Below are 22926 nucleotides of genomic sequence, written 5' to 3' on the forward strand. Positions count from 1 at the left end.
TCTTTCAGATTTGTCGCCTGCCCGAGGCGGCACGGGCCGTCCGGAGCGATAACTGTCGTCCAGTCGACAATTACTTCGCATCCATCAGATTTCCCGCGACATACTGGCGCGCTGTATCGTTAGGCCTGAAATAACCGCACCCCTTTAACATTCTGAAAGCTACCCTGCCGCCTGATACCCCGGTCGGAGGGTTTGTCATGAGCGTGAAGAGAATTGCGGCGGTGGCCGCTGTCGCCTTGCTGGCCGCGCCCCTGGCTGCGGGGGCGGCGGGAGCCGAGGGCGGTTGGGAACTGGGCTCGGTGGCGGTGACGCCGACCGTCGCGGCCGGGTCGGCGGCGGTGTTCCACCGCTACATGAGCGATGTCTCAGGCCTCAACGGCCAGTTCCGCAACGCCGCCGGGGTCGCCGACGCGGTCAAGCGGGCCGCCGCCTACGATCCCCAGCAGCTGCAGCAGGGGATGGTGGTCTACGCCGCCTTCACCGCCCTGCAGGACGAAACCTTCGTCGCCTCGATCAAGGCCATGGAAGCCCAGTACGGCCGCGACCAGGTGCTGACGCTGCTGAACCGCGATCCGAGCGGCATCATCAACCTGCCCGGCGCGCCGCAGGCCGGCGCCGCGGCCGAGGCCGCCCTGAAGGCCCAGGGCGAGGCCGTGCTGGCCTCCGGCAAGTCGGTCAAGCAGGCCTCCTACGACCTGCAGCACCAGCCCTGGTCGAAGACGGCGATTCCTAACGCCCCGCGCCGCCTGGCCGAGGCCAAGGCCCTGGCACGCACCGTCCAGCCCAGCGACGCAGACGCCGCCCTGCTGATCAAGGCCGTCAGCCGTCCGCAGCCCCAGGGCCAGGGCTGGGACGCCCGGGTCAGCCCGGTGGTCGTCAACGGCCTGGCGCTGGCCGCCCGCATCGTGCTCGGTGAGACGCTCGATACGCCGCAATCCCTGGCCCTGCTGCGCGATGAGCGCAGCGGCTCCTGCCTGAAGATGGCCAAGCTGAACTTCCACATGTGCCTGTCGGTCGCCGGCCCCAACTATGAGGACGTCTACTGCGTCGGCCAGCACGCCCTGCTCGACACCGGGACCTGCGTCGTGAAGGCGGCCGAGGGGCGGTAGTTCACAAGCGCCGCCGGCCCTGCCACCATGGCCGGATGAATCTCAAAGGCAAACTGCTCAAGGGCCGCTACGTGCGGCTGGAACCGATCACCGCCGAGCACAAGGACGAGCTGCGCGGCGCCGTCGACTGTGATCCCGAGGCCTGGGAGATCATGTCGGTCAACGGCTGCGGCGAGGGCTTCGACGACTGGTGGGGCGCGCTGAAGGGTGAGACCGAGCGCGGCGAGCGGATCGGCTATGCGATCCGGCGGCTGAGCGACAAGCGGGTGGTCGGCACCAGCTCCTTCCTCAACATTCGCCGGCTGCACAAGGGCGTCGAGATCGGCGCCACCTTCCTGCATCCCGACGTGCGGTCGGGGCCGGTGAACCCGGAGAGCAAACGCCTCATGCTCGGTCAGGCCTTCGACGCCGGGGCCGTGCGGGTCGAGTTCATGATCGATGAGCGCAACGCCCGCAGCCAGGCGGCGGTCGAGAAGCTGGGCGCCACCCGCGAGGGCACGATGCGCAACCACAAGATCACCTGGACCGGGCATGTGCGGGACACGGTGGTTCTGTCGATCTGCGACTTCGACTGGCCGGCTGTGCGCGACCGGCTGGACTTCCGGCTGCGGTCGACCTTCCCCGCCTAGTTCACCCGGCTGTAGGTCCAGTCCATCCGCTCCAGCTTGCCGTTCATCATGCCCTCGATGGACGGGCAGTAGCCGGCCTTGCAGCGGCGCAGGATGACCCGTTGCGGGAAGTCGTGTTGCAGGTTCTCGAACACCCATTCATCGGCGGTCGCCGACGTCAGGGGGAAGGTCACGGGCGGCTGGCGGCCGACGATGGCGGTGAAGGCGACCGTGCCGTCCTTCTCGTCCAGGCGCATGAACTCGACCTGGGCCCTGCCCTTGGCGACGGTGCGGCCGACGCCCGGCATCGCCCCGCCGTCGGCGGCCAGCCAGGTTTCGGTGACGACCGAACCGTCGCCCGGCTCGGCCCGCCATTGGCCGGTCAGCCAGGCGAGGTCGGCGAGGCCGGCGCGCTCGGCCGTGAGGGCCGGGACAGCGAGGGTGAGGGTCAGGCCGGCGGCCAGGGCGGCGAGGGCTTTCATCGGGTGTCTCCGTTGTCTGGAGTCATACAGCACGGCGTCGCGACGGGCGGCTTGTATCGAAACGACAGGTCAGGCCTCGACCAGGCTGGCGGCGAGGCCGGCCTGGGCGCTGAGGAATTGTGACGGCGTGCAGCCGACGAAGCGGCGGAAGTCACGGGCCAGCTGGGGGTGGTCGAAATAGCCCGCGGCCTGGGCGGCGTCGGTCCAGTTGGTGACGCCCGGTTCGCTGAGGGCGTCAAACACCGAGCGGAAGCGGAGGATGGCGGCCAGCATGCGGGGCGGCACGCCGACGATGCGGGCGAAGCGGCGTTGAAGGTCGCGGCTGGCCTCGACCGGCTGGCCGGCCTGAAGGCGGGCGACGGCGGCCTCGACGGCGAGGTCGCGCGGGGCCGGGTTGGCGGCGATACGGGCGGCGACATGGTCCTGGACGGCGGCGAGGCGGGCGGTTTCGTCCAGGCCCGCGAGGTCCAGGTCGATGACCAGCGGCGTGCGCCGGTCGGTGTAGCGGCTGGCGGCCTCGCCGAGGTAGCCGTAGGGGCCGGCCGGGTGGAAGCGCACGCCGATGACCCCGGCCGGGCCGTCGGCGCGCAGGTGCAGGGGGCGGGTCAGCTGGCCGGCGAAGACGACCCGCGCCTGGCGCAGGGCGGCGCCGTCGGGCGCACGCTCCAGATAAGGCTGGCCGAAGTGGACGATCAGCTCGCTGCAGCCGTCCGGGGCGATGCGCTGGTCCTCTTCCTCGGCCCCACCCTCGAACAGCCAGACGCAGCGGACGTGGGCCGCGAGGTCGGCGCGCGGGGCGAATTCTTCGTATCTCGGGATCACTTCGCCCGACGCGCCCGGAAGAAGCCGCGCAGCAGCTCGGCGCTTTCCTCGGCCAGGACACCGCTGGTCACCGTCGGGCGCCAGTGGCAGGTGGCGCCTTCGAAGAAGCGCGGGCCGTGGACGACGGCGCCGCCCTTGGGGTCCTCGGCCCCGAAGACGACACGGCCGATGCGGGCGTGGCTGATGGCCCCGGCGCACATGGCGCAGGGCTCCAGGGTGACGACCAGGGTCAGGTCGGTCAGGCGGTAGTTGCCGAGCTTGGCCGCAGCGGCGCGAAGGGCGGCGATCTCGGCATGGGCGGTCGGGTCGTGGCCGCCGATGGGGTGGTTTGCGCCGACGCTGACGATGTGGCCGGTGGCCGGATCCATGATCACGGCGCCCACAGGGGTCTCGCCGGCTTCGGCCGCCGCCCGGGCTTGTTCCAGGGCCAGCCGCATCAGCGATTCGTCAGAGGGGAGCAAAGGGGCGGCGTTCATGCTATGGGGCGGGTCCGACCGTCGGGAGACGGCCCAAGTCCTACTATGGAGCGGCGAACATGGCTGCGGAAGACTACGAAGACGAGCCCATGCCCTACGACGCCAGCGACAAGGTCGCGGAAGGCGCCGAGAGCGAGGGCCATGACCGGGTGGCCAAGGTGCTGGCCCGGGCCGGCGTCGGCTCGCGGCGCGAGGTCGAGCGGCTGATCGAGGCCGGGCGGGTGGCGATCAACGGCCTCTTGCTGACCACCCCGGCCATCAAGGTCGAACCCGATGACATTCTGACGGTCGACGGCGAAGTGATCGCCGGGGCCGAGGCCACGCGGGTGTTCCGCTATCACAAGCCGGTCGGGCTGGTGACCACCCACGCCGACCCCAAGGGCCGGCCGACGGTGTTCAGCGCCCTGCCGCCGGGCCTGCCGCGCCTGATCTCGGTCGGCCGTCTCGACCTGGCGTCCGAGGGCCTGCTGCTGCTGACCAACGATGGCGGCCTGACCCGGGCGCTGGAACTGCCCTCCACCGGCTGGAAGCGGATCTACCGGGCCCGCGCCTTCGGCGAGGCCAGCCAGGCCAAGCTGGACCGGCTGAAGGACGGCATCACCGTCGAGGGCGTCCGCTACGGGGCCATCGAGGCCAAGCTGGACAAGGTGACCGGGTCCAACTGCTGGATCACCGTCACCCTGGCCGAGGGCAAGAACCGCGAAGTGCGCCGGGTGCTGGAAGCCATCGGGCTGAAGGTCAACCGCCTGATCCGACTGGCCTACGGGCCTTTCTCGCTGGGGACGCTGGCGCCGGGCTTCGTCGAGGAGGTCGGCCCCCGGGTGATCCGCGAGCTGCTGGCCGAGCACATCGACCCGGCCAACCTGCCGACCGGCGCCAGCGTGCAGTACAAGGCCCCGCCGCAGGCCCAGTCGCGGCGCGACCCCACCGTGGGCTCGACCTCGAAGGTCCTGGCCGAGCAGAAGCCGGACAAGCCGGTCTACAAGGCCGGCTGGGCCAAGCCGAAGAAGAAGGCGGTCAACCACGTCATGCCCAAGCGGCCGAAGGCGAAAATCGTCGCCGATTTCGGGCCGGGCAAGCGCGAGGTCAAACCCGTCACCTTCCGGGCCAACACGCCCAAGACCGACGCCGACCGGGCTTCGAAGAGCTACAAGGCGGCGCCGGAGCCCGCCGGTCGGCCGGCCCCCAAGGACCTGCGCCCGCAACACTTCAAGGACCGGGAAGCCGCCGCCGCGGCCGAGGACGCCAAGGCCCTGGCCCTGCGCAAGGCGCTGGCCGGGCTGGATGACGGACCGAAGAAGGGTCCGCGCCCGGGCGGCAAGCCGTTTGGCAAACCGGCGGCAAAGGTCGCCGGTAAGCCGTTCGACAAGTCGGGGGACAAGGCAGGCGACAAGCCGGCCCGGGCCTTCGCCGGCAAGCCGGACAAGCCCGCCAAGCCGCTGGGCCGACACCTGGAAGGCAAGGCCAAGGGCCACTGGTTCACCGCCCCCGGCGAGGCGCCGTCCACGCGGCCGGCCCCGGCCGGCAAGGCCAAGCCCGGCGCTAAACCTGCTCGATCCGGACCCCCGGCCGGGCCGAAGCGGCCAGGCCCTGGCGGGCCGAGTCCGTCCGCAGGACCTCGCCAAACGACCGGCGCTCGTCCGCCAGGCCCTCCGTCAAAGGGCGGTCCAAAGCGGCGCGGGTAAGCCGCTTGGCGTAGGCGATGCCTTCGGCGCCCCGGGTCTCGAACTCGGCGGCGATCTGAAGCGCCCGGGCCAGCGGGTCGGCGGCCAGTTCGTGAACCATGCCGAGGCGGTGCGCCTCTTCGCCGGTCACGGTGAGGCCGCGCAGGATCATATCCAGCGCCTTGGCCTCGCCGATCACGCGCGGCAGCCGCTGGGTGCCGCCGCCGCCCGGGAAGATGCCGACCCGGGTCTCCGGCAGGCCAATGGCCTCGACCGCCGGTGAGGCAATGCGCAGGTCGCAGGCCAGGCTGAGCTCGAAACCGCCGCCCATGCACAGGCCGTTGATCACCGCGATCACCGGCTTTGGCGCGGCGGCGATCAGGTCGACCAGTTCGAGGTAGCCGGGTTCCGGATTGGTCGGAGCAGGCCTTGGCGCGGCCGCCTCGGCGAAGCTGTTGCTGGCCGCCGACAGTTCGCCGACGTCGTAGTGGCGGATGAACACCCCCTCCAGCCCGCCGGTGATGACGATGCAGCGCACGGCCGGATCGTCGGCGCCGGCCTTGACCGCCTTGTAGGTTTCCACGGCCCCGGCGTGGGTCATGGTCCCGCGCGGCGGGTTGGCGAAGGTGATGACGAGCGCGCCGCCGTGGCGGGCGGTGGTGACGAAGGTCATGGCAGCCTCCTTAAGGTTGGGGCGCGTCCGGGGCGTCGCGCAGCTTGCGCATCAGGTGGCTGGAACGGCGGTAGACGGTGACGGCGCCGCCCAGCGCGATGATGGCCAGGCCCGCCAGGATGACCTGGCCCGTGCCGCCCCACAGGGGTTCGAAGGCGGCGATCAGGCAGGTGACGGTCAGCACGAACATGCGGTGCGGCTTGGCCATCGGGCCGGAGAAGTCGGCGGGATAGCCGAGGCCCCGGCCGAGCTCCCGGACATAGGCGGTCAGCACCGCCAGCACCGCCGCCAGCCAGCCCAGCCACTCCCCGGCCGGCAGCTGCGCGGCCGCCGCATAGCCGGCGCCGACGATGAACAGCACATCGGCGATGCGGTCGGGCAGCTCGTTCCACACCGGCCCGGTCGGCGAGCCCATGCCATGCTCCACCGCCACCATGCCGTCGATCATGTTGCACAGCAGGCGAAGCTGGATGCAGACCGCCGCCAGCACCAGGGCGATCCCCCGGCCGACGCCATTGCCGTTGTCGGTGCCGCCAGCCAGCATCAGGGCGGCCCCGAGGGCGGCGAACACCACGCTGATCGCCGAGATGTGGTTGGGCCTCACCCGCGCCTGGCCCAGTGCCCGGGCCAGGCCGACGGCCCAGCCCTTGGTACGGGTCTTCAGGGGGCGGCGATTCTCGGTGTCGGTCATGCAGGGTTCCGGGCGCGGACCAGCGCCGCATTGTAGACAATCGCGTAAAGGGTCGAGAGGCTCCACGGGAAAGCGATGGTGGTCACAAGTTCCGGGGTGCCGATCAGGCTGTGGACCGCGACCAGGGTGGCCAGGACGCCGGACGCGGTCGCGAAGGGCGGCAGGGCGAAGGCCAGGGGACCGGCAAAACGACCGCCAAACCACTCCAGAACCCGTTTGATGACCCCGGTCAGCAGGGCGCTGATGATCCCCTGGGCGATGGCGGGGGGCCAGGCGGCCAACCCGTGGTGGCGATTGGCGAACAGGGCCCAGCCGCCCATCAGCAGGAAGCCGAAGGCCATGTGGACCAGGCTGGACTTCATTAGGCGCTGGATCATCGGCCCCCCGGTTGTCGAAGCGGGACCATTATAGCAGGTGGCGAAGCTGTCGCCTGTTTAAATTTAGCCCATAATTCAATGGCTTGGGACCAACCAACCCACTGCCTGGAAGTCGGATTCGACCCCTCGGGGGACGGCTTGCGACCACCCTGGAACCACCCCGCGGGACAGGCAGCGTGGTCGCCGGGCGAAATCGGGAGCGGAGCGGCCGATTGGCGAGATGAATATGTCTATACATATCCATCTCGCCTCCGCTCGGGACCGTCAGGTGAGGGCTGCGGCGGGGGTCTCGGCGCCGCGACGGCGGGCGGCGACTATTGCGAACTCGGCGTGGTAGCGCGGGTTTTCGGTGCCCATCATCCGGTCCCACCAGGTGAAGTAGAGGCCAAAGTTGGAGCCGGCCTGGGCGTGATGCAGGTCGTGGTGGGTGACCGTGGTCATCCAGTCGAACATCGGGCGGCCGTCGCGGCGGGCCGGGAACAGCTCGTAGCCCGAGTGGCCGATCACGTTGCGGGCGATCTGGTGGATCATGAACAGGCCGAAGGCCGGCCAGCTGACCGGGACCAGCAGCACCCACAGGGGGGTGAAGGCGGCCATCAGCGCGGCCTCGCCGAGGTCGAAGCTGTAGGCGGTGAAGGGGGTCGGGTTGTTGGAGCGGTGATGGCGGCGGTGGAAGGCGCGGAACAGCTGCGGCCGGTGCATCGTGCGGTGGACCCAGTAGAAGTAGGCGTCATGGGCCAGGACCGTCAGGACCAGGGAGACGGCGGTCCAGATCAGGGTCGGGGTCTCGCGGAAAGCCTCGCCCCAGAGCAGGCCGGCCTTGTGCAGGCCGACGGTGATCAGGGCGACGGTGGAGAAGACGGCGACCGAACGGATCGAGCAGAGCAGTTCGACGATATGCTGCAGGGCCGGCGGCCGGTCGGGCCGGATCTTCCACCGCTTGAGGACGGGCGCGAGGAGGACGCAGATAACCAGCCAGGCCAGGGGCGCGGCGATGATGTAGCGGGTCAGGTCGCCCTGGAAGCCGTCGAGCCAGGCGCGGCCGACGGCGAGGAGCGTATCGGGGAGGGTCATGGGAGGGTCTCGCTCGTGAAGATGAGGAGACCCTGGGGGTTGGAGGCTGGGGCCGCTTCCTTGCGGGTGGGTGCGGTGTGCCGATTTCGAAATCGGCGAGAGGTTTTCAGATTTGGCTACCCCCTTGCCGCTCTCCCCGACGAAAGTCGGGGCCCAGGATCCTCGGGGTTGGAGGGTCCGCTCTGATCAGCGCTTCAGCGGCGACTATTTGCCAGCTGGGTCCCGACTTCCGTCGGGATGAGCGGGAGTTTGGAGAGCCTGAGCCCGCCATTCCGACGGGGTCTGGCCGGTCACGTCCTTGAAGGCCCGGTTGAAGGGTCCGAGGCTGGCGTAGCCGAGGTCGAAGGCCAGGGCGGAGATGGAGGCGCGGGCGTTGGCCGGGTCGGCCAGCGCCAGCTTGGCCGCCTCTATGCGGTGCGCGCCCACGAAGTCGGCGAAGTTGCGGTGGCCAAGGCCGCCGTTGATCAGGCGGCGCAGGCGGTGCTCGGGCACGCCGACATCGGCCGCCAGCTGGCCGATGGTCAGGCCTTCTCGGCGCCAGGCCCCCTCGTCCATCAGGGCCTGCAGCCGGGCCAGGGCCGGGCGGTCCTGCGGATCGATGGCGTCGGGGTCGACAGCCGGGCGGGCGGCGACGAACAGCTCGGGCCGGGCCTGCAGGAAGGCGCCGCCGGTGAGCAGGCTGACGACGGCCAGACTGGCGGCCTGGAGGGGCGAAAGCCAGTGGTCCTCGGCCCCCAGCGCCCAGCCGATCTCGAAGGCCGAGAGGATCATGGCGTAGAGGCCGATGACCAGGATGACCGGGGTGCGCAGGGCGCGTCGGGCCTCGACGAGATCGCCCTCGCGTCGGCGCCAGATGACGCTGATCAGGTGGAGGACGAGGCCCATCTCGAGCAGGTTGTGGACCACCCAGACGCCCCGGTTGACCGGCTCGGGCAGCACCCCGCCGACGACGCCGACCACGGTCATCACCAGCGGCGGAATCCAGCGGTCCAGGGTGAAGCGGCTGTCCTCGAACAGGGCCATGCCGAACATCCAGAAATAGGCCGTGCCGCCCAGCGACAGCACCCAGATCGGAAAGATGATCGGCATCACCACCCACGTCTCCGGCCCGCCCGAATGCAGGGTGAAGGCCGCCGCCGCCACGGCGAACAGGGCCCCGGACCAACGGGCGGGGATCAGTGGCCGCCCGGCGATCAGGCCGAGCGCCGTGCACAGCATGGCCCCGACCGCGATGCCGCGCAGCAGGACTTCCAGGGTGACGAGGTCGATCATCGCAGCGCACGCCCTCCCCGGCCGGTTCGACGGCTCAAGGGATAGGAGGTTTCCGCCCCGACGTCGACGGGACCGGCGTCGACGGGGCTCGGCCGCGGGCGGGGACGTGCTAGCGTCCGGAAATGAGCGCCACGCTTCACCTGATCTGCGGCCTGCCGGGGAGTGGCAAGACCACGCTGGCCCGGCGCCTGGCCGAGGAGACCGGGGCGCTGCGGCTGAGTTCGGATGTCTGGATGAAGGCGCTGGAGGCCGACGGCTATGACATCGCGGCGCGGGCGCGGGTGGAGGCGCTGCAGTGGGCGCTGGCGAAGGACCTGCTGGCGCGGGGGGTGAGTGTCACCCTGGAAGCGGGGTTCTGGACACGGGCCGAGCGCGACGCCTGCCGGGCCGGGGCGGCGGCGGTCGGGGCGCGGGCGGTGACGCACTTCTGCGATGCGCCGCTCGAGGAACTCATGCGGCGGGTGGCGGCGCGGAATGAGGCCCTGCCGGCCGACAGTTTCCGGGTGAGGCCCGAGGACATCGCCGAGTGGTCGCCGCTGTTCGAGCGGCCGGACGCGGACGAGCTGGTCTGAGCGGCCAGCGCAAGCTCTCCCCCCGCGAAGTGGGGGGAGGACAGATTTCGAGCCTTGGCGAGAATCAGGAGGCGGGCCCCACCGGCGGTAGGGAGGTTCCTCCTGCCGACAGACTTGCCCCCCTCCTGCTCTGTCGCTCACGCTCCAGAGCGGTCCTCCCCCCGCAAGCGGGGGGAGAGCTTGGATTTGGGGTTGCGCCGCGCCGCTGGCCCGGCAAGGTGGGGCCACGGAGGCGTGGCGTGCAGATCATCGAACCGGTGAAGGCCTTCGTTGCGGCGCAGTCGCCGATCCTGCTGTGGGGTCTGAGCGGGGTGCTGGCGCTGCTGAGCGTGGCGGCGGTCATCTCGGCGGTCCTGCCGCTGATCAACAAGACGAAAGACTATCGCGAGCTGCGCCAGCGGATCGCCAGCTGGTGGGTGATGGTGGCGCTGCTGGCCGCCGCCCTGCTGGCCGGATGGCAGGCGACGACCCTGTTGTTCGCCGTCATCAGCTTCATCGCCCTGCGCGAGTTCCTGTCGATCGCACGGACGCGGCGGGAGGACCGGCTGATCATCCTGGCGGCCTATCTGGCCATCCCGGTGAGCTACGCCTTCATCGCGCTCGACCTCTACATGATCTTCCTGGTCATCGTGCCGGTCTACGCCTTCCTGCTGACGCCCTTCCTGATGGCGTCGCTCGGCCAGACCAAGAACTACCTGTCCCGCGTGGCGATGTTCCACTGGGGCATGATGACCTGCGTCTACAATCTGGGTTACGCCGCCTTCCTGATGCGGGTGCCGGACGACCAGGCGCCGGCCGGGGCGGCGGGTCTGGTGCTGATGCTGCTGGTGGCCACCGAGTTCAACGACGTGGCGCAGTATGTCTGGGGCAAGACGCTCGGCAAGCACAAGATCGTGCCGACAGTCAGCCCCAACAAGACCTGGGAAGGCTTCCTCGGCGGCTGGGTCAGCACGGCGGCGCTGATCTGGTTCGCCGGGCCGTACCTGACGCCGTTGAGCGGCCTGGGCCTGGCCGTCGTCGCCGTCAGCCTGCCGCTGGCCGGGTTCGCCGGCGACGTGACCATGAGCGCCATCAAGCGCGACATCGGGATCAAGGACACCAGCCACCTGATCCCCGGGCACGGCGGCCTGCTGGACCGGATCGACAGCCTGACCTTCACCGCGCCGCTGTATTTCCACCTGCTGGCCTTCTTCGCGGTGGAGAAGTTCTGAGCATGCTCCGCTGGCTGCGCCTGGCCCTGATCGTCGCCGTCGCCCGGCCGGTGGCGCAGTTCTTCGCCGGGACCGACGTGATCGGGCGCGAGCGGCTGCCGGTCACCGGGCCGGCGATCATCGCCGCCAACCACAACAGCCATGTCGACACCCTGTTGATGCTGACCATCTTCAAGGCGCGGGCCGTGCATCTGGTGCGGCCGGCGGCGGCCTCGGACTATTTCCTGAAGGACCCTGTGATCGGCTGGTTCTCGCGCAACCTGATCGGCATCGTGCCGGTTGCCCGCCGCAAGGCGGGGGCCCGAAACGAAAATGGGGGCGAGGACGTGCTGGCCCCGGCCCGGCAGGCGCTGGCCGAGGGGGCCATCGTGGTGGTGTTTCCGGAGGGCACGCGCGGCGACGGGGGCGACTCCATGGCCCAGCTGAAGAATGGCGTGGCGCGGCTGGCCGAGGCCTTTCCGGAGGCGCCGGTCATCCCGGTCTGGATCCAGGGGGCCGGGCGGGTGCTGCCCAAGGGCCAGTACATTCCGGTGCCGATGACCTGCTGCGTGCTGGTCGGCGAGCCGATCCACTGGGAGGGCCGGCGGACGAGCTTCATGGAGGGGTTGCGGGATGCGCTGCTGGCGCTGAAGGCGCAGGCGCCGCCGCTGCGCTGGAGCGAGGATGAGCGCGAGAGCGAGGACTAGCCTCCGGCCCCGATTGGAGGCACACCGGCCCCATGCGCATCGTCTCAGGATCCTTGAAGGGCCGCCCCATCGTCACCCCGCCGGGTCAGACCACCCGGCCGACGAGCGACCGCGCCCGGCAGGCGGTGTTCAACATCCTCGAACATGCGGCCTGGGCGCCGGACTTGAAGGGCGCGCGGGTGCTGGACCTCTTCGCCGGCAGCGGGGCGCTGGGGCTGGAGGCGATCTCGCGCGGGGCGGCCTTCTGCCTGTTCGTCGAGACCGATGACGCCGCCCGGGGGGCGATTCGCGAGAACATCGAGGCCTACGGGCTGTTCGGGGCGACGCGCATCCATCGGCGGGACGCGACCGATCTTGGGCCCCGGCCGGGCAGCGCGGGGGCGCCGTTCGATCTGGCGGTGCTCGATCCGCCCTACCACAAGGGGCTGGCCGAGAAGGCGTTGGCGGAGGTGCGGGCGCATGGCTGGCTGAAGCCCGGGGCCATTGTCATGGTCGAGCGGGGGTCGGACGAAAACGCTTTCGCGCCGCCGGGCTATGAGGTTCTGGACGCGCGCGACTACGGCGCGGCGCGGGTGCATTTTCTGCGCTGTGAAGGCGCTTGACCCTCACGGGACGTGAGACCGCACAACCCTCGCCGTGACGAGGAGCACAGGGACATGAGCAAGGTCTACACGGTGGCGGAGGTGGCGAGGCTGTCGGGCGTTTCGGTCCGCACGCTGCACCACTACGACGCCATCGGCCTGCTGAAACCGGCCGAGGTCGGGGCCAACGGCTACCGGCTGTACGGGCGGGAGGAGCTGCTCAGGCTGCAGCAGATCCTGTTTCACCGCGAGCTGAAGTTTCCGCTGGAGGCGATCAAGGCGGTGCTGGCCGCGCCGGACTTCGACCGGGTGGCGGCGCTGAAGACGCAACGGGCCGCGCTGGCCGAGGAGGCGGCGCGGTATCGGAAACTGCTCAGGACCCTGGATGCGACCCTCGCCGATCTGGAAGGAGAGACGAGCGTGAAAGAGCGTGAACTGTTCGGCGGGTTTTCGCCGGAGAAACAGGCCGGGCATGAGGCCTGGCTGGTCGACCGCTATGGCGACGACGCGAAGGCCAGGATCGCCGGGTCGAAGGCGAAGATGAAGGGCTGGGGCCGGGGCGACTACGAGCGCCTCAAGGCCGAGGGCGAGGCCATCGAGCAGGCCATGGGCAAGGCGCTGACGGACGGCTTGCCGGTCGACAGCGGCGCGGTGCGGGCTCTGATGGCGCGGCAGCACGCCTGGGTGTCGGCCAGTTGGCCGCAGCCGCCGACCGCCGAGGCCTTCGCGGGCCTCGGGGCCATGTACCTGGAGCACCCGGAGTTCACCGCCCGCTATGAGGCGATTGCGCCGGGTTTGGCCGAGTACATGGCCGAGGCGATGCGCAGCTATGCCGAGGCTGAGCTGCGCTAGCCGTCACCACGCTTTCGCGGTGACACGGTTGTTGAGCTGGGCCCGCAGATTGGCGAGGCCCTGCCGCGTGATGCGGTATGGGCCCCCGCCGGTGCTGGCGATCAGCTTCTTGCGTTTGAGGGCCTTGAAGAGGCCCAGGGTGCAGTCGGTCAGAAGCCAGCCCTCGCGGGACCAGCATTCGACGCCGACGATCCTGTCGTCCTCGCGCACGAGGTCGATCCGGCCGCCTTGGGCCAGGGCATGCAGCACGCGTTGCTGCGTCTTGGAGATGTTCAATGGAATGTCCGATGTCGTGAGGCATGACGAGCCGCGCCCACGCCACTAGCGGCGGGACGGGCGGTTCAGCGGGCTCTTCGACGACCGGACTGGTCTATCCGGCCGTCAGGCCCATGCCTCGGCGGCAAGGGGTGACATAGGGCGTACCTCAGGTTTGACGGGTCCGAGGTAACGCGCGCAACGCGGTTCGCCAAGATGGCTGGCAGCGATCTCAAGGGGTGGGTGGCTCGAAGGACACAACCACGGACTCAGCCGATTTCTTCGCCTCGCCATGGAAGACGACCTCGATGTTGTTGCCGTCGGGGTCCCACAGGAAGCCGGCGTAGTAGCCGGGATGATAGGGGCGCTCGCCGGGCTGACCGTTGTCCCTGCCGCCGGCGGCGAGAACGATCTGCCAGACCTTGTCGACCTGCTCGCGGTCGGCGGCCTGGAAGGCGAGGTGGACGTGGGTCGGGGCCGGCGTCTTGTCGTCGGCGGCGTCGATCCATAGCTCGTCGGCCTGGAGATGGGTGTCGTCGGTGACGACAGGGATGTTCAGGGCTTCAAGGAGCGCCTCGTAGAAGCGCGAGGTCGCGGCGAGGTCTTTCGCACGCAGGTGGATGTGGTCGATGAGGCGTCCGCGGTGCAGATCCATGGGAACGGAAACGCCAAAGGCGAAGCGCGGTTTCCTCCCTCCCCGAATGGGGAGGGCAGGCGCGCGTTGCGCGCCGGGTGGGGCAGTGAGCCACCGGCCCCCACCGGTTTGTCGTCTCAGCGCACACTCTCAGAGGTCAGGAACCGACTTCCCCACCTGACCCGCGTAACCCCGGGTCTGCCCTCCCCATTCGGGGAGGGACGGTCAGCGCCCTGGCCCCTACCGCCGCCCGAACAGCCGCTCGATGTCGGCCAGGCGCAGTTCGACGTAGGTCGGGCGGCCGTGGTTGCACTGGCCGCTGTGGGGGGTGGCTTCCATCTCGCGGAGCAGGGCGTTCATCTCGGCGCCGGTGAGGCGGCGCCCCGCGCGGACCGAGCCGTGGCAGGCCATGGTCGAGCAGACCTCCTCCAGCCGCTCCTTGAGGGCCAGGGCCTGGCCGTTCTCGGCCAGGTCGTCGGCGATGTCGCGGATCAGGCCACCGGCATTGGTTTCGCCGAGCAGGGCGGGGGTCTCGCGGACCAGGACGGCGCCGGGGCCGAAGGGTTCGATGACGAGGCCGAGCGCGGCCAATTCGTCGGCGCGGGCGCAGACCCGTTCGGCCTCCGAGGGGTCGAGATCGACGACCTCGGGAAGAAGCAGGGTCTGACGGGCGACGCCGCCGGCCTCCATCTCCTTCTTCATGCGCTCGTAGACCAGCCGTTCGTGGGCGGCGTGCTGGTCGACGATGACCATGCCGTCGCGGGTCTGGGCGACGATGTAGGTCTCATGCACCTGGGCGCGGGCGGCGCCGAGGGGAAAGTCGACGGGGTCGATGACACCTGGCTGAGGGGCGGCGGGGCGCTCCATCAGGTCCATGTCAAAGCCGGCCATGGCCTCGCCGAAGCCGCCGGGCGACGGCTCGACGCGGGCGGAGACGTCGTTGAGGCCGGGCAGGTCGCCCGTCCGGGCCGGTTGCCAGCCGCCCTCCCGCCAGGCCGAGAAGCCGGTGGCCGGCGGCGACGGCCGATAGCCGCCGTAGCCACCGCCGCCCGGGCGGAACCCGGCCAGGGCGGCGCCGGCGACGGTGGTGCTGGCCCGGTGGCCGGCCCCGGCCAGGGCATGGCGCAGGGCCCCGATGATCAGGCCGCGCACCAGGGCCGGGTCGCGGAAGCGGACCTCGGCCTTGGCCGGGTGGACGTTGCAGTCGACCAGGGTCGGGTCGAGCTCGAGGTAGAGGGCGGCGGCCGGGTGGCGGTCGCGGGCCAGGTAGTCGGCGTAGGCGGCGCGCAGGGCGCCCTGGAGCAGCCTGTCGCGCACGGGGCGGCCGTTGACGAACAGGTACTGGTGGGCGGCGTTGCCCCGGTTGTAGGTCGGCAGGCCGGCGAAGCCGGAGAGCCGCACCCCTTCCCTCTCCTGGTCGATCTCCAGGGCGTTCTCCTGGAACTCGCGGCCGAGCACGGCGGCGAGACGGGCCAGGCGCCCTTCGGGGCCGGGCGGTTCGGCGGGCAGGCGCAGGACCCGGCGGCCGTCGAGGTCGAGGCTGAAGCCGGTGGCCTCATGGGCCATGGCCTGGCGCTTGACCTCCTCGGTGATGGCCATCTGTTCGGACCGCTCGGACTTCATGAACTTCAGGCGGGCGGGGGTGGCGTAGAACAGGTCGCGGACCTCGACCCGGGCGCCATGCGGGCCGGGGAAGGCGGCGGGGCCAGGCTCGCCGGTGGCGCCGCCCTCGACGAGGATGGCGTGGGCGTCGCTGCTGCCGCGCGCGCGGCTGGAAATGGTCAGGCGGGCGACCGAGCCGATCGACGGCAGGGCCTCGCCGCGAAAGCCCATGGTCGAAATGTTGAGCAGGTCCCAACTGCCGTCGGCCTGCGGCGACAGCTTGGAGGTGGCGTGGCGTTCGACGGCGAGGCTGAGATCGTCCGGCCCCATGCCCGAGCCGTCGTCGGCGATCAGGATGCGGGACAGGCCCCCGCCGTCGGCCTCGATGGCGATCTTCAGGGCGCCGGCGTCGAGGGCGTTTTCGACCAGCTCCTTGACCGCGCTGGCCGGGCGTTCGACCACCTCGCCGGCGGCGATGCGGTTGACGGTCTCGGGCGGAAGGCGGCGAATGGGCATAAGAGGGTCAACCTAGCCGATTCCGGGGGGAATGACGCACGTGAACAAGAGACCGATCCTGACGACCGTTCTGGCCGCCGCGATAGCCATATGGCCCCTCGCCGGCCCGATCGCCACGGCCCAGCCGGCTGATGATCCCGAGGGGACGCTGGTCGAGGAGCTGGTCATCTCCTCCAACCTCGGCGGCCCGGCCTTCTGGAAGGTCTCGGACGGCGACACCACCATCTATGTGCTGGGCGTGCCCGGCGCCCTGCCCAAGGGGACCAGGTGGGACGAGCGGCGGCTGGCCATGCGGCTGGACGGCGCCAAGGCCCTGATCCTGCCGCCGAAGATCAAGGCCCGGCCCGTGGTGATGACCACCTATCTGCTGACCAACCAGAAGAAGTTCCAGGGCGGCCCTCCGGTCGAGGGCGCGCTGGCCGCAAGGCTGGAGCGCAACCGGGCGGCGCTGAAGGTCAAGCCGGCGACCCTGGCCAAATGGAAGCCGGGGGTTCAGGGCATGATCCTGGCCGGCGAGCTGCAGAAGCCGCTGAAGCTCGACGACGACCAGCCGGAGGGCCGCATCCTGGCCCTGGCCCGCAAGGCCAGGGTCAAACAGGTGCGGGCCGGCGCCGCCATCGATCCGATGCCGGCGATCAAATCCCTGGTCAGTCTGGACAACGCCGGCCAGCGGGTCTGTCTGGAGGACGCCTTGGATCAGGTCGAGGCCGGCCGGGGTCCCCTGCGCGAAGCCTCGGCCGGATGGGCGCGGGGGGATGTGAAGGTGGCGCTGCGGGCCCAGCGCGGCTTCGACCGTTGCCTGGCGCGGTTGCCGATGCTGAGCGCCTTGAGCCGCAAGGCCATGGGCGACACCTCGGCCACGATCAGCCGCCAGATGGGCGTGCCGGGCAAGGCGGTGGCGGTCGTCGACCTGCGCCAGCTGCTGGCGCGCGGCGGGGTGCTGGACCAGCTGCGGGCCAGGGGCTACCGCATCGATACGCCGGCCAGCGCCGGCTAGGACCAAACAAAAGGGGCGCGTCCCGAGACGCGCCCCTCATGTTTCGGTCTGCAACGAAACCTAGAGGCCCGGCAGTTTCACCCAGCCGCTCTTTTCGCGCTTGATGACGACGTTCTTGCCGCCGGTCAGGGCCTTGATGCGCTCTTCCTCGGCGGCGGCGTCGACGACCGGAGCGGACGACGGATCGACGGCGGCGGTCGGGGCCTTGTCCTTTTTCCAGAACATCACCGTGTCGGCGAAGCTCTTTTCCTTGTGGGCGACATCGCCGAACTCGTCGTCGACGACGTAGCGGACCAGCGGGTCGGCGTTGCCGGCGCCGGCGCGGGCGACGAGAACCTTTTCACCGTCCGAACGGTCGGCGGCCTGGGCGCGGGCGAGGGCCGAGGCTCTGGAGGCGCTGTCGGGCTCGAGTTCGACCGGGCGGGGCTCGCCGGGGGCCGGCGGGCGCAGGGCGTAGTCAGGCGGCACGACCAGAGGCGCCTTGGTGACGACCTTGAACTCGTCCGGGGTGATCTTTGCCATGCCAAGGGCCTTGGAGGCGGACTGGCAACCGGCCAGGCCGGCGCTGGCCACCAGGGCAGTGATGACGATCGCGCGGTTCAGCTTCATAGCCAAAGAGAAACTCCAGTGGCCCCCCGGCCAGAATTAGGTGTGGATCAGATACGCCAGATCGGTGCGGGCGCCAACAGGGTCAGGTTGACGCTTTCTTCTCCGCACGATCGGCCATGAATGTGTCGATCAGAAGGAGGACGACGCCGATCGAGATGGCGCTGTCGGCAATGTTGAACACCCAGGGAAAGCCCAGGCCGTGGAAGTCGAGGAAGTCGGCGACCGCTCCGAAGCGGATGCGGTCGATCATGTTGCCGATGGCCCCGCCCATGATCAGGCCGAAGGCCCAGCCCAGCAGCGGCCGCGATACCTTGCGGGCCCAGACGGCGATGGTGATCGCAACGCCCAGCGAGAAGATGGTCAGGGCCCAGCGGATCCACTCCTGATCGGCCCGGAACAGGCCGAAGGAGACGCCGCGATTCCATACCATGGTCAGGGAGAAGGGGCCGAACACCGGGTGGGATTCGCCCTCCTGGAAGCCCTGCGACAGGAACCACATCTTGCTGAGCTGGTCGCCGAGCAGCACGGCGAGGGCCAGGCTGTAGGCCGTCGGTCCCTGACCGCCCGTCGTCACCGGGACGCCGGGGGGCGGGGCCGGGGCGATCTGCGGATCAGCCACAGTCTCCGAAGGATGGGATTCCGGGGTCTCGAGACTCAACGCTGAGCGCTCCTTCAATTCACTCAACCGATATCAGGCCGCGCTGGCCTTGTCCCAGGCGGCGACGGCGTCTTCGCAACGCAGGCACAGCTGGGTGGCCGGCTTGACCTCGGTGAGGATGCGCCAGCAGCGGGCGCATTTCTCGCCCTCGGCCAGGACCGGATCGACGCTGACCCCCTCTCCGCCTTCCTTGAAGCGGGCCGAGCTGGTGCGGAAGATTTCCGCCGCATCCAGGCCCTCGAAAGCGGCCAGCAGGGCCGGATCGCCGACGGAAACCACCGGGGCGGCCTCCAGGGAAGAGCCGATGCGCTTTTCGCGGCGCTCGACTTCCAGGGCGCCGGTGACGGCCGAGGTGACCTGTTCGATCCTGCCCCAGCGCTCGGCGTCCGCATCGCTGCGCCACGCGGCCGGGGTATCCGGGATGACGCGGAAGGCGTTCGCCTGGGCGTCCGGGAAGCGGCTGGCCCAGGCTTCGTGCATGGTGAAGGGGGCGATGGGATTGAGCCAGGCGGTCAGCCGCTCGAACACCAGCTCCAGCACCGTGCGGTAGGCGCGGCGGGTCAGGCTGTCGGGGCGGTCGCAGTAGAGGCTGTCGCGGCGGATGTCGAAGAACAGGCTCGACAGGTCGCCCTGGCAGAAGTCGAGGACCGGCCGCAGGACGTCGGCGTACTGGTAGGCGCCGTAGGCCTCGCGCACCTGGCCGTCGCGCTGCCACAGGCGGTGCAGGATGTAACGCTCCAGCGAGGGGAGCTGCGCGTAGGGCACGGCCTCGGCGGGCGTGTAGTCGCTGAGCGCGCCCAGCATGTAGCGCAGGGTGTTGCGCAGCTTGCGATAGGCGTCGGAGACCCCGGCCAGGATGGTTTTGCCGATGCGCTGGTCCTCGGCGTAGTCGGTCAAGGCGACCCACATGCGCAGGATCTCGGCGCCCGACTCCTTGATGATGTCGGCCGGGTTGGTGACGTTGCCCAGCGACTTGGACTGTTTGCGGCCCTGTTCGTCGAGGGTGAAGCCGTGGGTGACCACCGCCTTGTAGGGCGCGGAACCCCGGGTGCCGCAGGCCTCCAGCAGGGAGGACTGAAACCAGCCGCGGTGCTGGTCGGAGCCTTCCGAGTAGAGGTCGGCCGGCCAGTGGGTGTTGTTGCGGCCTTCCAGGGTGAAGGCGTGGGTCGAGCCGGAGTCGAACCAGACGTCGAGGATGTCCTCGACCTTCTCGTATTTCGCCGGGTCGTGGTCGCCCAGGAAGTCCGAAGCCGGGCGAAGGTACCAGGCGTCGGCGCCTTCGGCGGCGATCAGGTCGGTGATGCGCTGGTTGACGGCGGCGTCGACCAGCGGCTGGGCCGTTTCCTTGTCGACGAACATGGCGAGCGGCGTGCCCCAGGCGCGCTGGCGGCTGATCAGCCAGTCTGGCCGGGTCTCGACCATGCCCCGGATGCGGGTGCGGCCGCCTTCCGGATAGAAGCTCGTGGCGTCGATGGCGGCCAGGGCCTTTTCGCGCAGGGTCGGGCCGTTCCCATCGCCGTCCATTCGGACAAACCACTGCGGCGTGTTGCGGAAGATGACGGGCGCCTTGGAGCGCCAGCTGTGCGGGTAGCTATGTTCCAGCCGGCCGCGGGCCAGCAGCGTGCCGGCCTCGATCAGCTTTTCCATGACCGCCGGGTTGGCCGGACCGAACTTGCCCAGCTTCTTGCCCTCGGTCTCCAGCACCTTGAGGCCGGCGAACAGGGGGACGTGGGGGTAGTAGGCGCCGTCGGGATCGACGGTTTCGGGGATGTCCTTGTGACCGTGCTTGAGCCAGACGAGGTAGTCGTCGGCGCCGTGGCCCGGGGCGGTGTGGACAAAGCCGGTGCCGGCGTCGTCGGTGACGTGATCGCCGGCCAGCAGCGGCACGCTGAAGCCGAAGCCCGCCTTGTCGTCGGCGTCGGGGGCCAGGGCGGCCAGCGGGTGGGCCGTGGTCAGGGTCCCCGGATCCACGGCTTCGAGGCGGGTCCACCTGGCGGCCTTGGCGGCCTTCAGCACCTCCTCGGCCAGCTTGTCGGCCAGCACCAGGCGGTCGCCGGGTTTGGTCCAGGGCTGGAACTCCAGGCCCTCTTCCAGGGCGTCGACGCGGTAGAGACCGTAGTCGATGGCCGGGTTGTAGCTGATCGCCCGGTTGGCCGGGATGGTCCAGGGCGTGGTCGTCCAGATGACCACCGAGGCGTCGGCGAGGCCGGCCGTGACCGGGAACTTGACCCAGATGGTCGGGCTGACGTGCTCGGCGTACTCGATCTCGGCCTCGGCCAGTGAGGTGCGTTCGACCGGGCTCCACATCACCGGCTTGGAGCCGCGATAGAGCTGGCCAGAGGCGACGAACTTGTGGAACTCGGCGACGATGGTGGCTTCGCTGGTGAAGTCCATGGTGGCGTAGCGGTTTTCCCAGTCGCCGAGCACGCCCAGGCGCTTGAAACCCTCCATCTGGACGCCGATCCAGTGGTTCGCGAACTCGCGGCAGCGGCTGCGGAACTCGGCCGAGGGGACCTCGTCCTTGGCGCGGCCCTTGGCCTTGAATTCCTTCTCGATCTCCCACTCGATGGGCAGGCCGTGGCAGTCCCAGCCGGGCACGAAATCGACGTCGAAGCCAAGCAGGAAGCGGCTGCGGACCACGAAGTCCTTCAGCGTCTTGTCGAGCGCATGGCCGATGTGGATGGCGCCGTTGGCGTAGGGCGGGCCGTCGTGCAGCACGAACAGCGGAGCGCCCTTCGCCTGACGGTCGGCCCGGATGGCGTTGTAGAGGTCGGCGTCCTGCCAGGCCTTGAGAATCTCGGGCTCGAGCTTGGGAAGGCCGGCCCGCATCGGGAACGGGGTGTCGGGAAGGAAGACGGTTTCGCGGTAGTCGCGGACAGGAGTGGCGTCGTCGGCCATGGGAAAGGTCTCGGATTTAACGGATCGGACGGGCGAAGGAGTTCCCGGCGCGCGCGACGGATGCCGGCGGCGTCACGCCGGGCGGGTAATTCGCGAAGTCATCCGGACACGGGTCATGCCCCGGGCTCTAACAGAGGGTGGCGACAAGCGCCACCCTTAGCCCTTCCCTTCCGCCTCGCCGACCAGTTTCGAGCCGATCCAGCTGGCAATGCCGATGACGATGGCGCCCCAGAAGGCCGGCCAGAAGCCATTGACCTCCAGCCCCTTCATCAACAGTCCGACCAACCCCAGGGTGGCGGCGTTGATGACCAGCAGGAACAGGCCAAAGGTGATGAACACCACCGGAAAGGTCAGGACCACGAGGATCGGCCGGACAATGGCGTTGGCGATGCCGAGCAGGAGGGCGGCGATGACCAGGCTGGTCCAGCCGTGAACGGCGATGCCGGGCACGAATTCCTGGGCGGCCCAGAAGCCGGCGATCGCGAACAGAAACTGGACGAGGAAACGGGCCATAGACTTGAGGTCTCGACTACGGCTGTTCGGGCGCGGTCATGGTGGCCGACATCACCCCGTCCCAGGGCAGGCGTTCGATCTTCAGGGTCGGGCCCTTGGCGTCCTTGACCGCCTTGGCGTCGCCGTAGGTGGCGATGACCTGCAGCGGCCGGTCGGTGACGATGACGAACTCGCAGTCGCCGATCAGGGTCTTGGGCCCGGTGGTCCAGGGGCTTTCCTTGGTCGGACGGCGATCAACCCGGCCGCAGGCGCGGCCGCCGACGGTGATGACCAGGGCCTGGGCGGCGCCCTCGCCCTGGGCTGTCGAGGTGCCGGTGGCGCGGGCCCGGTAGCGGCCGGCAACCATGGCGGGGATGGTGCACATCACCTGGGTCTGGCTGATCACCCGGCAGGCGGCGGCGCCGACCTCGGGCTGGGTGTAGCCGGGGAAGGCGCGCGGCGGGCCGAGCGGCGCGGCCGGGGGGGCGGCGGTCGGGGCGGCGGCCGAGGGGGCCTTGGCCGGGGGCGTGGCCTGGGCCAGGCGCAGGGCGTCGGCCTTGCTGTCGGCGGGCGAACTGGCCTTGCCGACGACCGGGGCGGCCTGAACGCAGAGCGCGCTGTTCAGGAGAAGGGCCAGGCCCAGGGCGGGGGTCTTGATCACGGAATGAACTCCTGAAACTTGCGAGGGCATGTCAGGCCGAAGTGTACGCGGTTCGATCGCCAGGACATGCCCTAAATGTTGGACATCAGGCGGCGTCGCGACGGCTGGTCTTGATGACGCCACGGCTCTCCATGGCCGCCTGGAGCGTATTGATCTTGTTGAAGAGATCAACGGCTCCGTCGAGGTCGAGGACCAGGCGGCAGACCGGGCTGGCGACCTTGGCGCCGGCCTCGTCGACCGGCCGCTCGACGCAGAACTCGATCCGCAGGGTGCGGCCGTCGAACGTCAGGCGATGGGCCTTGTCGGCGAAGGTTTCGGCCAGGTCCGGCCGGTCGATGTAGGCGGCTTCGGCGTTTGCAGCCGTTGGAGCGGCCGGCGGGGGCTTCGGGGCGGATTTGGCCATGGGGTATCCTCGATGAAGCAGGGTTGGCGCATCTGACGGCGCCGTTGATTT

General features: G+C 69.9%; 25 protein-coding genes and 1 pseudogene. 9 read left to right on the forward strand and 17 right to left on the reverse strand.

The window, feature by feature from the left end; translation table 11 throughout:
* The first annotated feature begins 197 nt into the window (after nucleotides 1-197).
* Both AC2YG9_RS05530 and AC2YG9_RS05535 read left to right on the forward strand, forming a co-directional pair.
* Nucleotides 198-1109 (forward strand): hypothetical protein, encoded by a 912-nt coding sequence (locus AC2YG9_RS05530; RefSeq protein WP_487296946.1) that lies wholly within the window; start codon nucleotides 198-200, stop codon nucleotides 1107-1109.
* 35 nt (nucleotides 1110-1144) lie between these two features.
* Complete coding sequence (locus tag AC2YG9_RS05535; protein WP_487296947.1) at nucleotides 1145-1738, forward strand: GNAT family N-acetyltransferase; 594 nt, start codon at nucleotides 1145-1147, stop codon at nucleotides 1736-1738.
* On the opposite strand, the gene AC2YG9_RS05540 is transcribed toward AC2YG9_RS05535, so the two are convergent.
* The 3 genes from AC2YG9_RS05540 to tadA all read right to left on the reverse strand — a co-directional run bounded on the left by AC2YG9_RS05540 (nucleotide 1735) and on the right by tadA (nucleotide 3497).
* On the reverse strand, nucleotides 1735-2199 hold the full coding sequence (locus tag AC2YG9_RS05540; protein ID WP_487296948.1) for a DUF6265 family protein: 465 nt from the start codon (nucleotides 2197-2199) through the stop codon (nucleotides 1735-1737). The genes AC2YG9_RS05535 and AC2YG9_RS05540 overlap by 4 nt on opposite strands.
* Before the next feature lie 69 nt (nucleotides 2200-2268).
* The gene (locus tag AC2YG9_RS05545; RefSeq protein WP_487296949.1) at nucleotides 2269-3021 is read right to left on the reverse strand and encodes an AraC family transcriptional regulator; all 753 of its coding nucleotides are present in this window, start codon (nucleotides 3019-3021) and stop codon (nucleotides 2269-2271) included.
* The gene (gene tadA, locus AC2YG9_RS05550; protein WP_487296950.1) at nucleotides 3018-3497 is read right to left on the reverse strand and encodes a tRNA adenosine(34) deaminase TadA; all 480 of its coding nucleotides are present in this window, start codon (nucleotides 3495-3497) and stop codon (nucleotides 3018-3020) included. The genes AC2YG9_RS05545 and tadA overlap by 4 nt, the downstream gene beginning before the upstream one ends.
* Before the next feature lie 59 nt (nucleotides 3498-3556).
* Here tadA and AC2YG9_RS05555 point away from each other — a divergent pair, with 59 nt between their 5' ends.
* Nucleotides 3557-5182, forward strand: a complete 1626-nt coding sequence (locus AC2YG9_RS05555) for a pseudouridine synthase (RefSeq protein WP_487296951.1) — start codon at nucleotides 3557-3559, stop codon at nucleotides 5180-5182.
* On the opposite strand, the pseudogene AC2YG9_RS05560 reads toward AC2YG9_RS05555, so the two are convergent.
* The 5 genes and pseudogenes from AC2YG9_RS05560 to AC2YG9_RS05580 all read right to left on the reverse strand — a co-directional run.
* Nucleotides 5136-5834, reverse strand: a pseudogene (locus tag AC2YG9_RS05560) (enoyl-CoA hydratase/isomerase family protein); the annotation flags it as partial. The gene AC2YG9_RS05555 and the pseudogene AC2YG9_RS05560 overlap by 47 nt on opposite strands.
* A 10-nt stretch (nucleotides 5835-5844) precedes the next feature.
* The gene (locus tag AC2YG9_RS05565) at nucleotides 5845-6525 is read right to left on the reverse strand and encodes a CDP-alcohol phosphatidyltransferase family protein (protein WP_487296952.1); all 681 of its coding nucleotides are present in this window, start codon (nucleotides 6523-6525) and stop codon (nucleotides 5845-5847) included.
* Nucleotides 6522-6902 (reverse strand): hypothetical protein, encoded by a 381-nt coding sequence (locus tag AC2YG9_RS05570; protein WP_487296953.1) that lies wholly within the window; start codon nucleotides 6900-6902, stop codon nucleotides 6522-6524. The genes AC2YG9_RS05565 and AC2YG9_RS05570 overlap by 4 nt, the downstream gene beginning before the upstream one ends.
* A gap of 264 nt (nucleotides 6903-7166) precedes the next feature.
* Nucleotides 7167-7976, reverse strand: a complete 810-nt coding sequence (locus AC2YG9_RS05575; protein WP_487296954.1) for a sterol desaturase family protein — start codon at nucleotides 7974-7976, stop codon at nucleotides 7167-7169.
* Nucleotides 7977-8180: 204 nt separating this feature from the next.
* Nucleotides 8181-9248, reverse strand: a complete 1068-nt coding sequence (locus AC2YG9_RS05580; RefSeq protein WP_487296955.1) for a helix-turn-helix domain-containing protein — start codon at nucleotides 9246-9248, stop codon at nucleotides 8181-8183.
* Nucleotides 9249-9370: 122 nt separating this feature from the next.
* Here AC2YG9_RS05580 and AC2YG9_RS05585 point away from each other — a divergent pair, with 122 nt between their 5' ends.
* The 5 genes from AC2YG9_RS05585 (at nucleotide 9371) to AC2YG9_RS05605 (ending at nucleotide 13150) form a co-directional block, all read left to right on the forward strand.
* Nucleotides 9371-9820, forward strand: coding sequence for a P-loop nucleotide/nucleoside kinase family protein (locus AC2YG9_RS05585; protein ID WP_487296956.1), 450 nt, complete (start codon nucleotides 9371-9373; stop codon nucleotides 9818-9820).
* A gap of 239 nt (nucleotides 9821-10059) precedes the next feature.
* Entirely contained in the window at nucleotides 10060-11031 is a 972-nt protein-coding gene (locus AC2YG9_RS05590) for a phosphatidate cytidylyltransferase (RefSeq protein ID WP_487296957.1), read from the forward strand.
* A gap of 2 nt (nucleotides 11032-11033) precedes the next feature.
* Nucleotides 11034-11717: a lysophospholipid acyltransferase family protein gene (locus AC2YG9_RS05595; RefSeq protein WP_487296958.1), complete on the forward strand. Its 684-nt coding sequence runs from the start codon at nucleotides 11034-11036 to the stop codon at nucleotides 11715-11717.
* A 32-nt stretch (nucleotides 11718-11749) separates the two neighbouring features.
* Entirely contained in the window at nucleotides 11750-12319 is a 570-nt protein-coding gene (rsmD, locus tag AC2YG9_RS05600; RefSeq protein WP_487296959.1) for a 16S rRNA (guanine(966)-N(2))-methyltransferase RsmD, read from the forward strand.
* Between the two features lie 54 nt (nucleotides 12320-12373).
* Entirely contained in the window at nucleotides 12374-13150 is a 777-nt protein-coding gene (locus tag AC2YG9_RS05605) for a MerR family transcriptional regulator (RefSeq protein ID WP_487296960.1), read from the forward strand.
* A gap of 3 nt (nucleotides 13151-13153) precedes the next feature.
* Here AC2YG9_RS05605 and AC2YG9_RS05610 read toward each other — a convergent pair whose 3' ends face one another.
* The 3 genes from AC2YG9_RS05610 to mutL all read right to left on the reverse strand — a co-directional run bounded on the left by AC2YG9_RS05610 (nucleotide 13154) and on the right by mutL (nucleotide 16157).
* Nucleotides 13154-13426: a YjhX family toxin gene (locus AC2YG9_RS05610; RefSeq protein ID WP_487296961.1), complete on the reverse strand. Its 273-nt coding sequence runs from the start codon at nucleotides 13424-13426 to the stop codon at nucleotides 13154-13156.
* Nucleotides 13427-13637: 211 nt separating this feature from the next.
* Nucleotides 13638-14060 (reverse strand): VOC family protein, encoded by a 423-nt coding sequence (locus AC2YG9_RS05615; protein WP_487296962.1) that lies wholly within the window; start codon nucleotides 14058-14060, stop codon nucleotides 13638-13640.
* Between the two features lie 219 nt (nucleotides 14061-14279).
* Nucleotides 14280-16157 carry a DNA mismatch repair endonuclease MutL gene (gene mutL, locus AC2YG9_RS05620; RefSeq protein ID WP_487296963.1) on the reverse strand — a complete coding sequence of 626 codons (1878 nt, stop codon included), beginning with the start codon at nucleotides 16155-16157 and terminating at the stop codon, nucleotides 14280-14282.
* A 40-nt stretch (nucleotides 16158-16197) separates the two neighbouring features.
* On the opposite strand from mutL, the gene AC2YG9_RS05625 reads away from it, so the two are divergent.
* Nucleotides 16198-17154 carry a TraB/GumN family protein gene (locus AC2YG9_RS05625; protein WP_487296964.1) on the forward strand — a complete coding sequence of 319 codons (957 nt, stop codon included), beginning with the start codon at nucleotides 16198-16200 and terminating at the stop codon, nucleotides 17152-17154.
* A 60-nt stretch (nucleotides 17155-17214) separates the two neighbouring features.
* Here the strand turns inward: AC2YG9_RS05625 and AC2YG9_RS05630 are convergent, their stop codons facing one another.
* The 6 genes from AC2YG9_RS05630 to AC2YG9_RS05655 all read right to left on the reverse strand — a co-directional run bounded on the left by AC2YG9_RS05630 (nucleotide 17215) and on the right by AC2YG9_RS05655 (nucleotide 22875).
* Nucleotides 17215-17763 carry a DUF3035 domain-containing protein gene (locus tag AC2YG9_RS05630; RefSeq protein WP_487296965.1) on the reverse strand — a complete coding sequence of 183 codons (549 nt, stop codon included), beginning with the start codon at nucleotides 17761-17763 and terminating at the stop codon, nucleotides 17215-17217.
* 82 nt (nucleotides 17764-17845) lie between these two features.
* Nucleotides 17846-18337: a signal peptidase II gene (gene lspA / locus AC2YG9_RS05635; RefSeq protein WP_487297538.1), complete on the reverse strand. Its 492-nt coding sequence runs from the start codon at nucleotides 18335-18337 to the stop codon at nucleotides 17846-17848.
* A gap of 117 nt (nucleotides 18338-18454) precedes the next feature.
* Entirely contained in the window at nucleotides 18455-21319 is a 2865-nt protein-coding gene (gene ileS / locus AC2YG9_RS05640; protein ID WP_487296966.1) for an isoleucine--tRNA ligase, read from the reverse strand.
* A 156-nt stretch (nucleotides 21320-21475) separates the two neighbouring features.
* Nucleotides 21476-21832 carry a phage holin family protein gene (locus tag AC2YG9_RS05645; protein ID WP_487296967.1) on the reverse strand — a complete coding sequence of 119 codons (357 nt, stop codon included), beginning with the start codon at nucleotides 21830-21832 and terminating at the stop codon, nucleotides 21476-21478.
* Between the two features lie 16 nt (nucleotides 21833-21848).
* Nucleotides 21849-22472 (reverse strand): hypothetical protein, encoded by a 624-nt coding sequence (locus AC2YG9_RS05650; protein ID WP_487296968.1) that lies wholly within the window; start codon nucleotides 22470-22472, stop codon nucleotides 21849-21851.
* An 85-nt stretch (nucleotides 22473-22557) separates the two neighbouring features.
* Complete coding sequence (locus tag AC2YG9_RS05655) at nucleotides 22558-22875, reverse strand: hypothetical protein (protein ID WP_487296969.1); 318 nt, start codon at nucleotides 22873-22875, stop codon at nucleotides 22558-22560.
* Nucleotides 22876-22926: the final 51 nt, after the last annotated feature.

This window comes from Caulobacter sp. SRI_014 (assembly GCF_057586315.1).

Bases quoted from the DNA above. Each gene is read 5' to 3' on its own strand.
- AC2YG9_RS05530 (WP_487296946.1), top strand. From the start codon at position 198: ATGAGCGTGAAGAGAATTGCGGCGGTGGCCGCTGTCGCCTTGCTGGCC.
- AC2YG9_RS05535 (WP_487296947.1), top strand. From the start codon at position 1,145: ATGAATCTCAAAGGCAAACTGCTCAAGGGCCGCTACGTGCGGCTGGAA.
- AC2YG9_RS05540 (WP_487296948.1), bottom strand. From the start codon at position 2,199: ATGAAAGCCCTCGCCGCCCTGGCCGCCGGCCTGACCCTCACCCTCGCT.
- tadA (WP_487296950.1), bottom strand. From the start codon at position 3,497: ATGAACGCCGCCCCTTTGCTCCCCTCTGACGAATCGCTGATGCGGCTG.
- AC2YG9_RS05555 (WP_487296951.1), top strand. From the start codon at position 3,557: ATGGCTGCGGAAGACTACGAAGACGAGCCCATGCCCTACGACGCCAGC.
- AC2YG9_RS05565 (WP_487296952.1), bottom strand. From the start codon at position 6,525: ATGACCGACACCGAGAATCGCCGCCCCCTGAAGACCCGTACCAAGGGC.
- AC2YG9_RS05570 (WP_487296953.1), bottom strand. From the start codon at position 6,902: ATGATCCAGCGCCTAATGAAGTCCAGCCTGGTCCACATGGCCTTCGGC.
- AC2YG9_RS05575 (WP_487296954.1), bottom strand. From the start codon at position 7,976: ATGACCCTCCCCGATACGCTCCTCGCCGTCGGCCGCGCCTGGCTCGAC.
- AC2YG9_RS05580 (WP_487296955.1), bottom strand. From the start codon at position 9,248: ATGATCGACCTCGTCACCCTGGAAGTCCTGCTGCGCGGCATCGCGGTC.
- AC2YG9_RS05585 (WP_487296956.1), top strand. From the start codon at position 9,371: ATGAGCGCCACGCTTCACCTGATCTGCGGCCTGCCGGGGAGTGGCAAG.
- AC2YG9_RS05595 (WP_487296958.1), top strand. From the start codon at position 11,034: ATGCTCCGCTGGCTGCGCCTGGCCCTGATCGTCGCCGTCGCCCGGCCG.
- rsmD (WP_487296959.1), top strand. From the start codon at position 11,750: ATGCGCATCGTCTCAGGATCCTTGAAGGGCCGCCCCATCGTCACCCCG.
- AC2YG9_RS05605 (WP_487296960.1), top strand. From the start codon at position 12,374: ATGAGCAAGGTCTACACGGTGGCGGAGGTGGCGAGGCTGTCGGGCGTT.
- AC2YG9_RS05615 (WP_487296962.1), bottom strand. From the start codon at position 14,060: ATGGATCTGCACCGCGGACGCCTCATCGACCACATCCACCTGCGTGCG.
- mutL (WP_487296963.1), bottom strand. From the start codon at position 16,157: ATGCCCATTCGCCGCCTTCCGCCCGAGACCGTCAACCGCATCGCCGCC.
- AC2YG9_RS05630 (WP_487296965.1), bottom strand. From the start codon at position 17,763: ATGAAGCTGAACCGCGCGATCGTCATCACTGCCCTGGTGGCCAGCGCC.
- ileS (WP_487296966.1), bottom strand. From the start codon at position 21,319: ATGGCCGACGACGCCACTCCTGTCCGCGACTACCGCGAAACCGTCTTC.
- AC2YG9_RS05645 (WP_487296967.1), bottom strand. From the start codon at position 21,832: ATGGCCCGTTTCCTCGTCCAGTTTCTGTTCGCGATCGCCGGCTTCTGG.
- AC2YG9_RS05655 (WP_487296969.1), bottom strand. From the start codon at position 22,875: ATGGCCAAATCCGCCCCGAAGCCCCCGCCGGCCGCTCCAACGGCTGCA.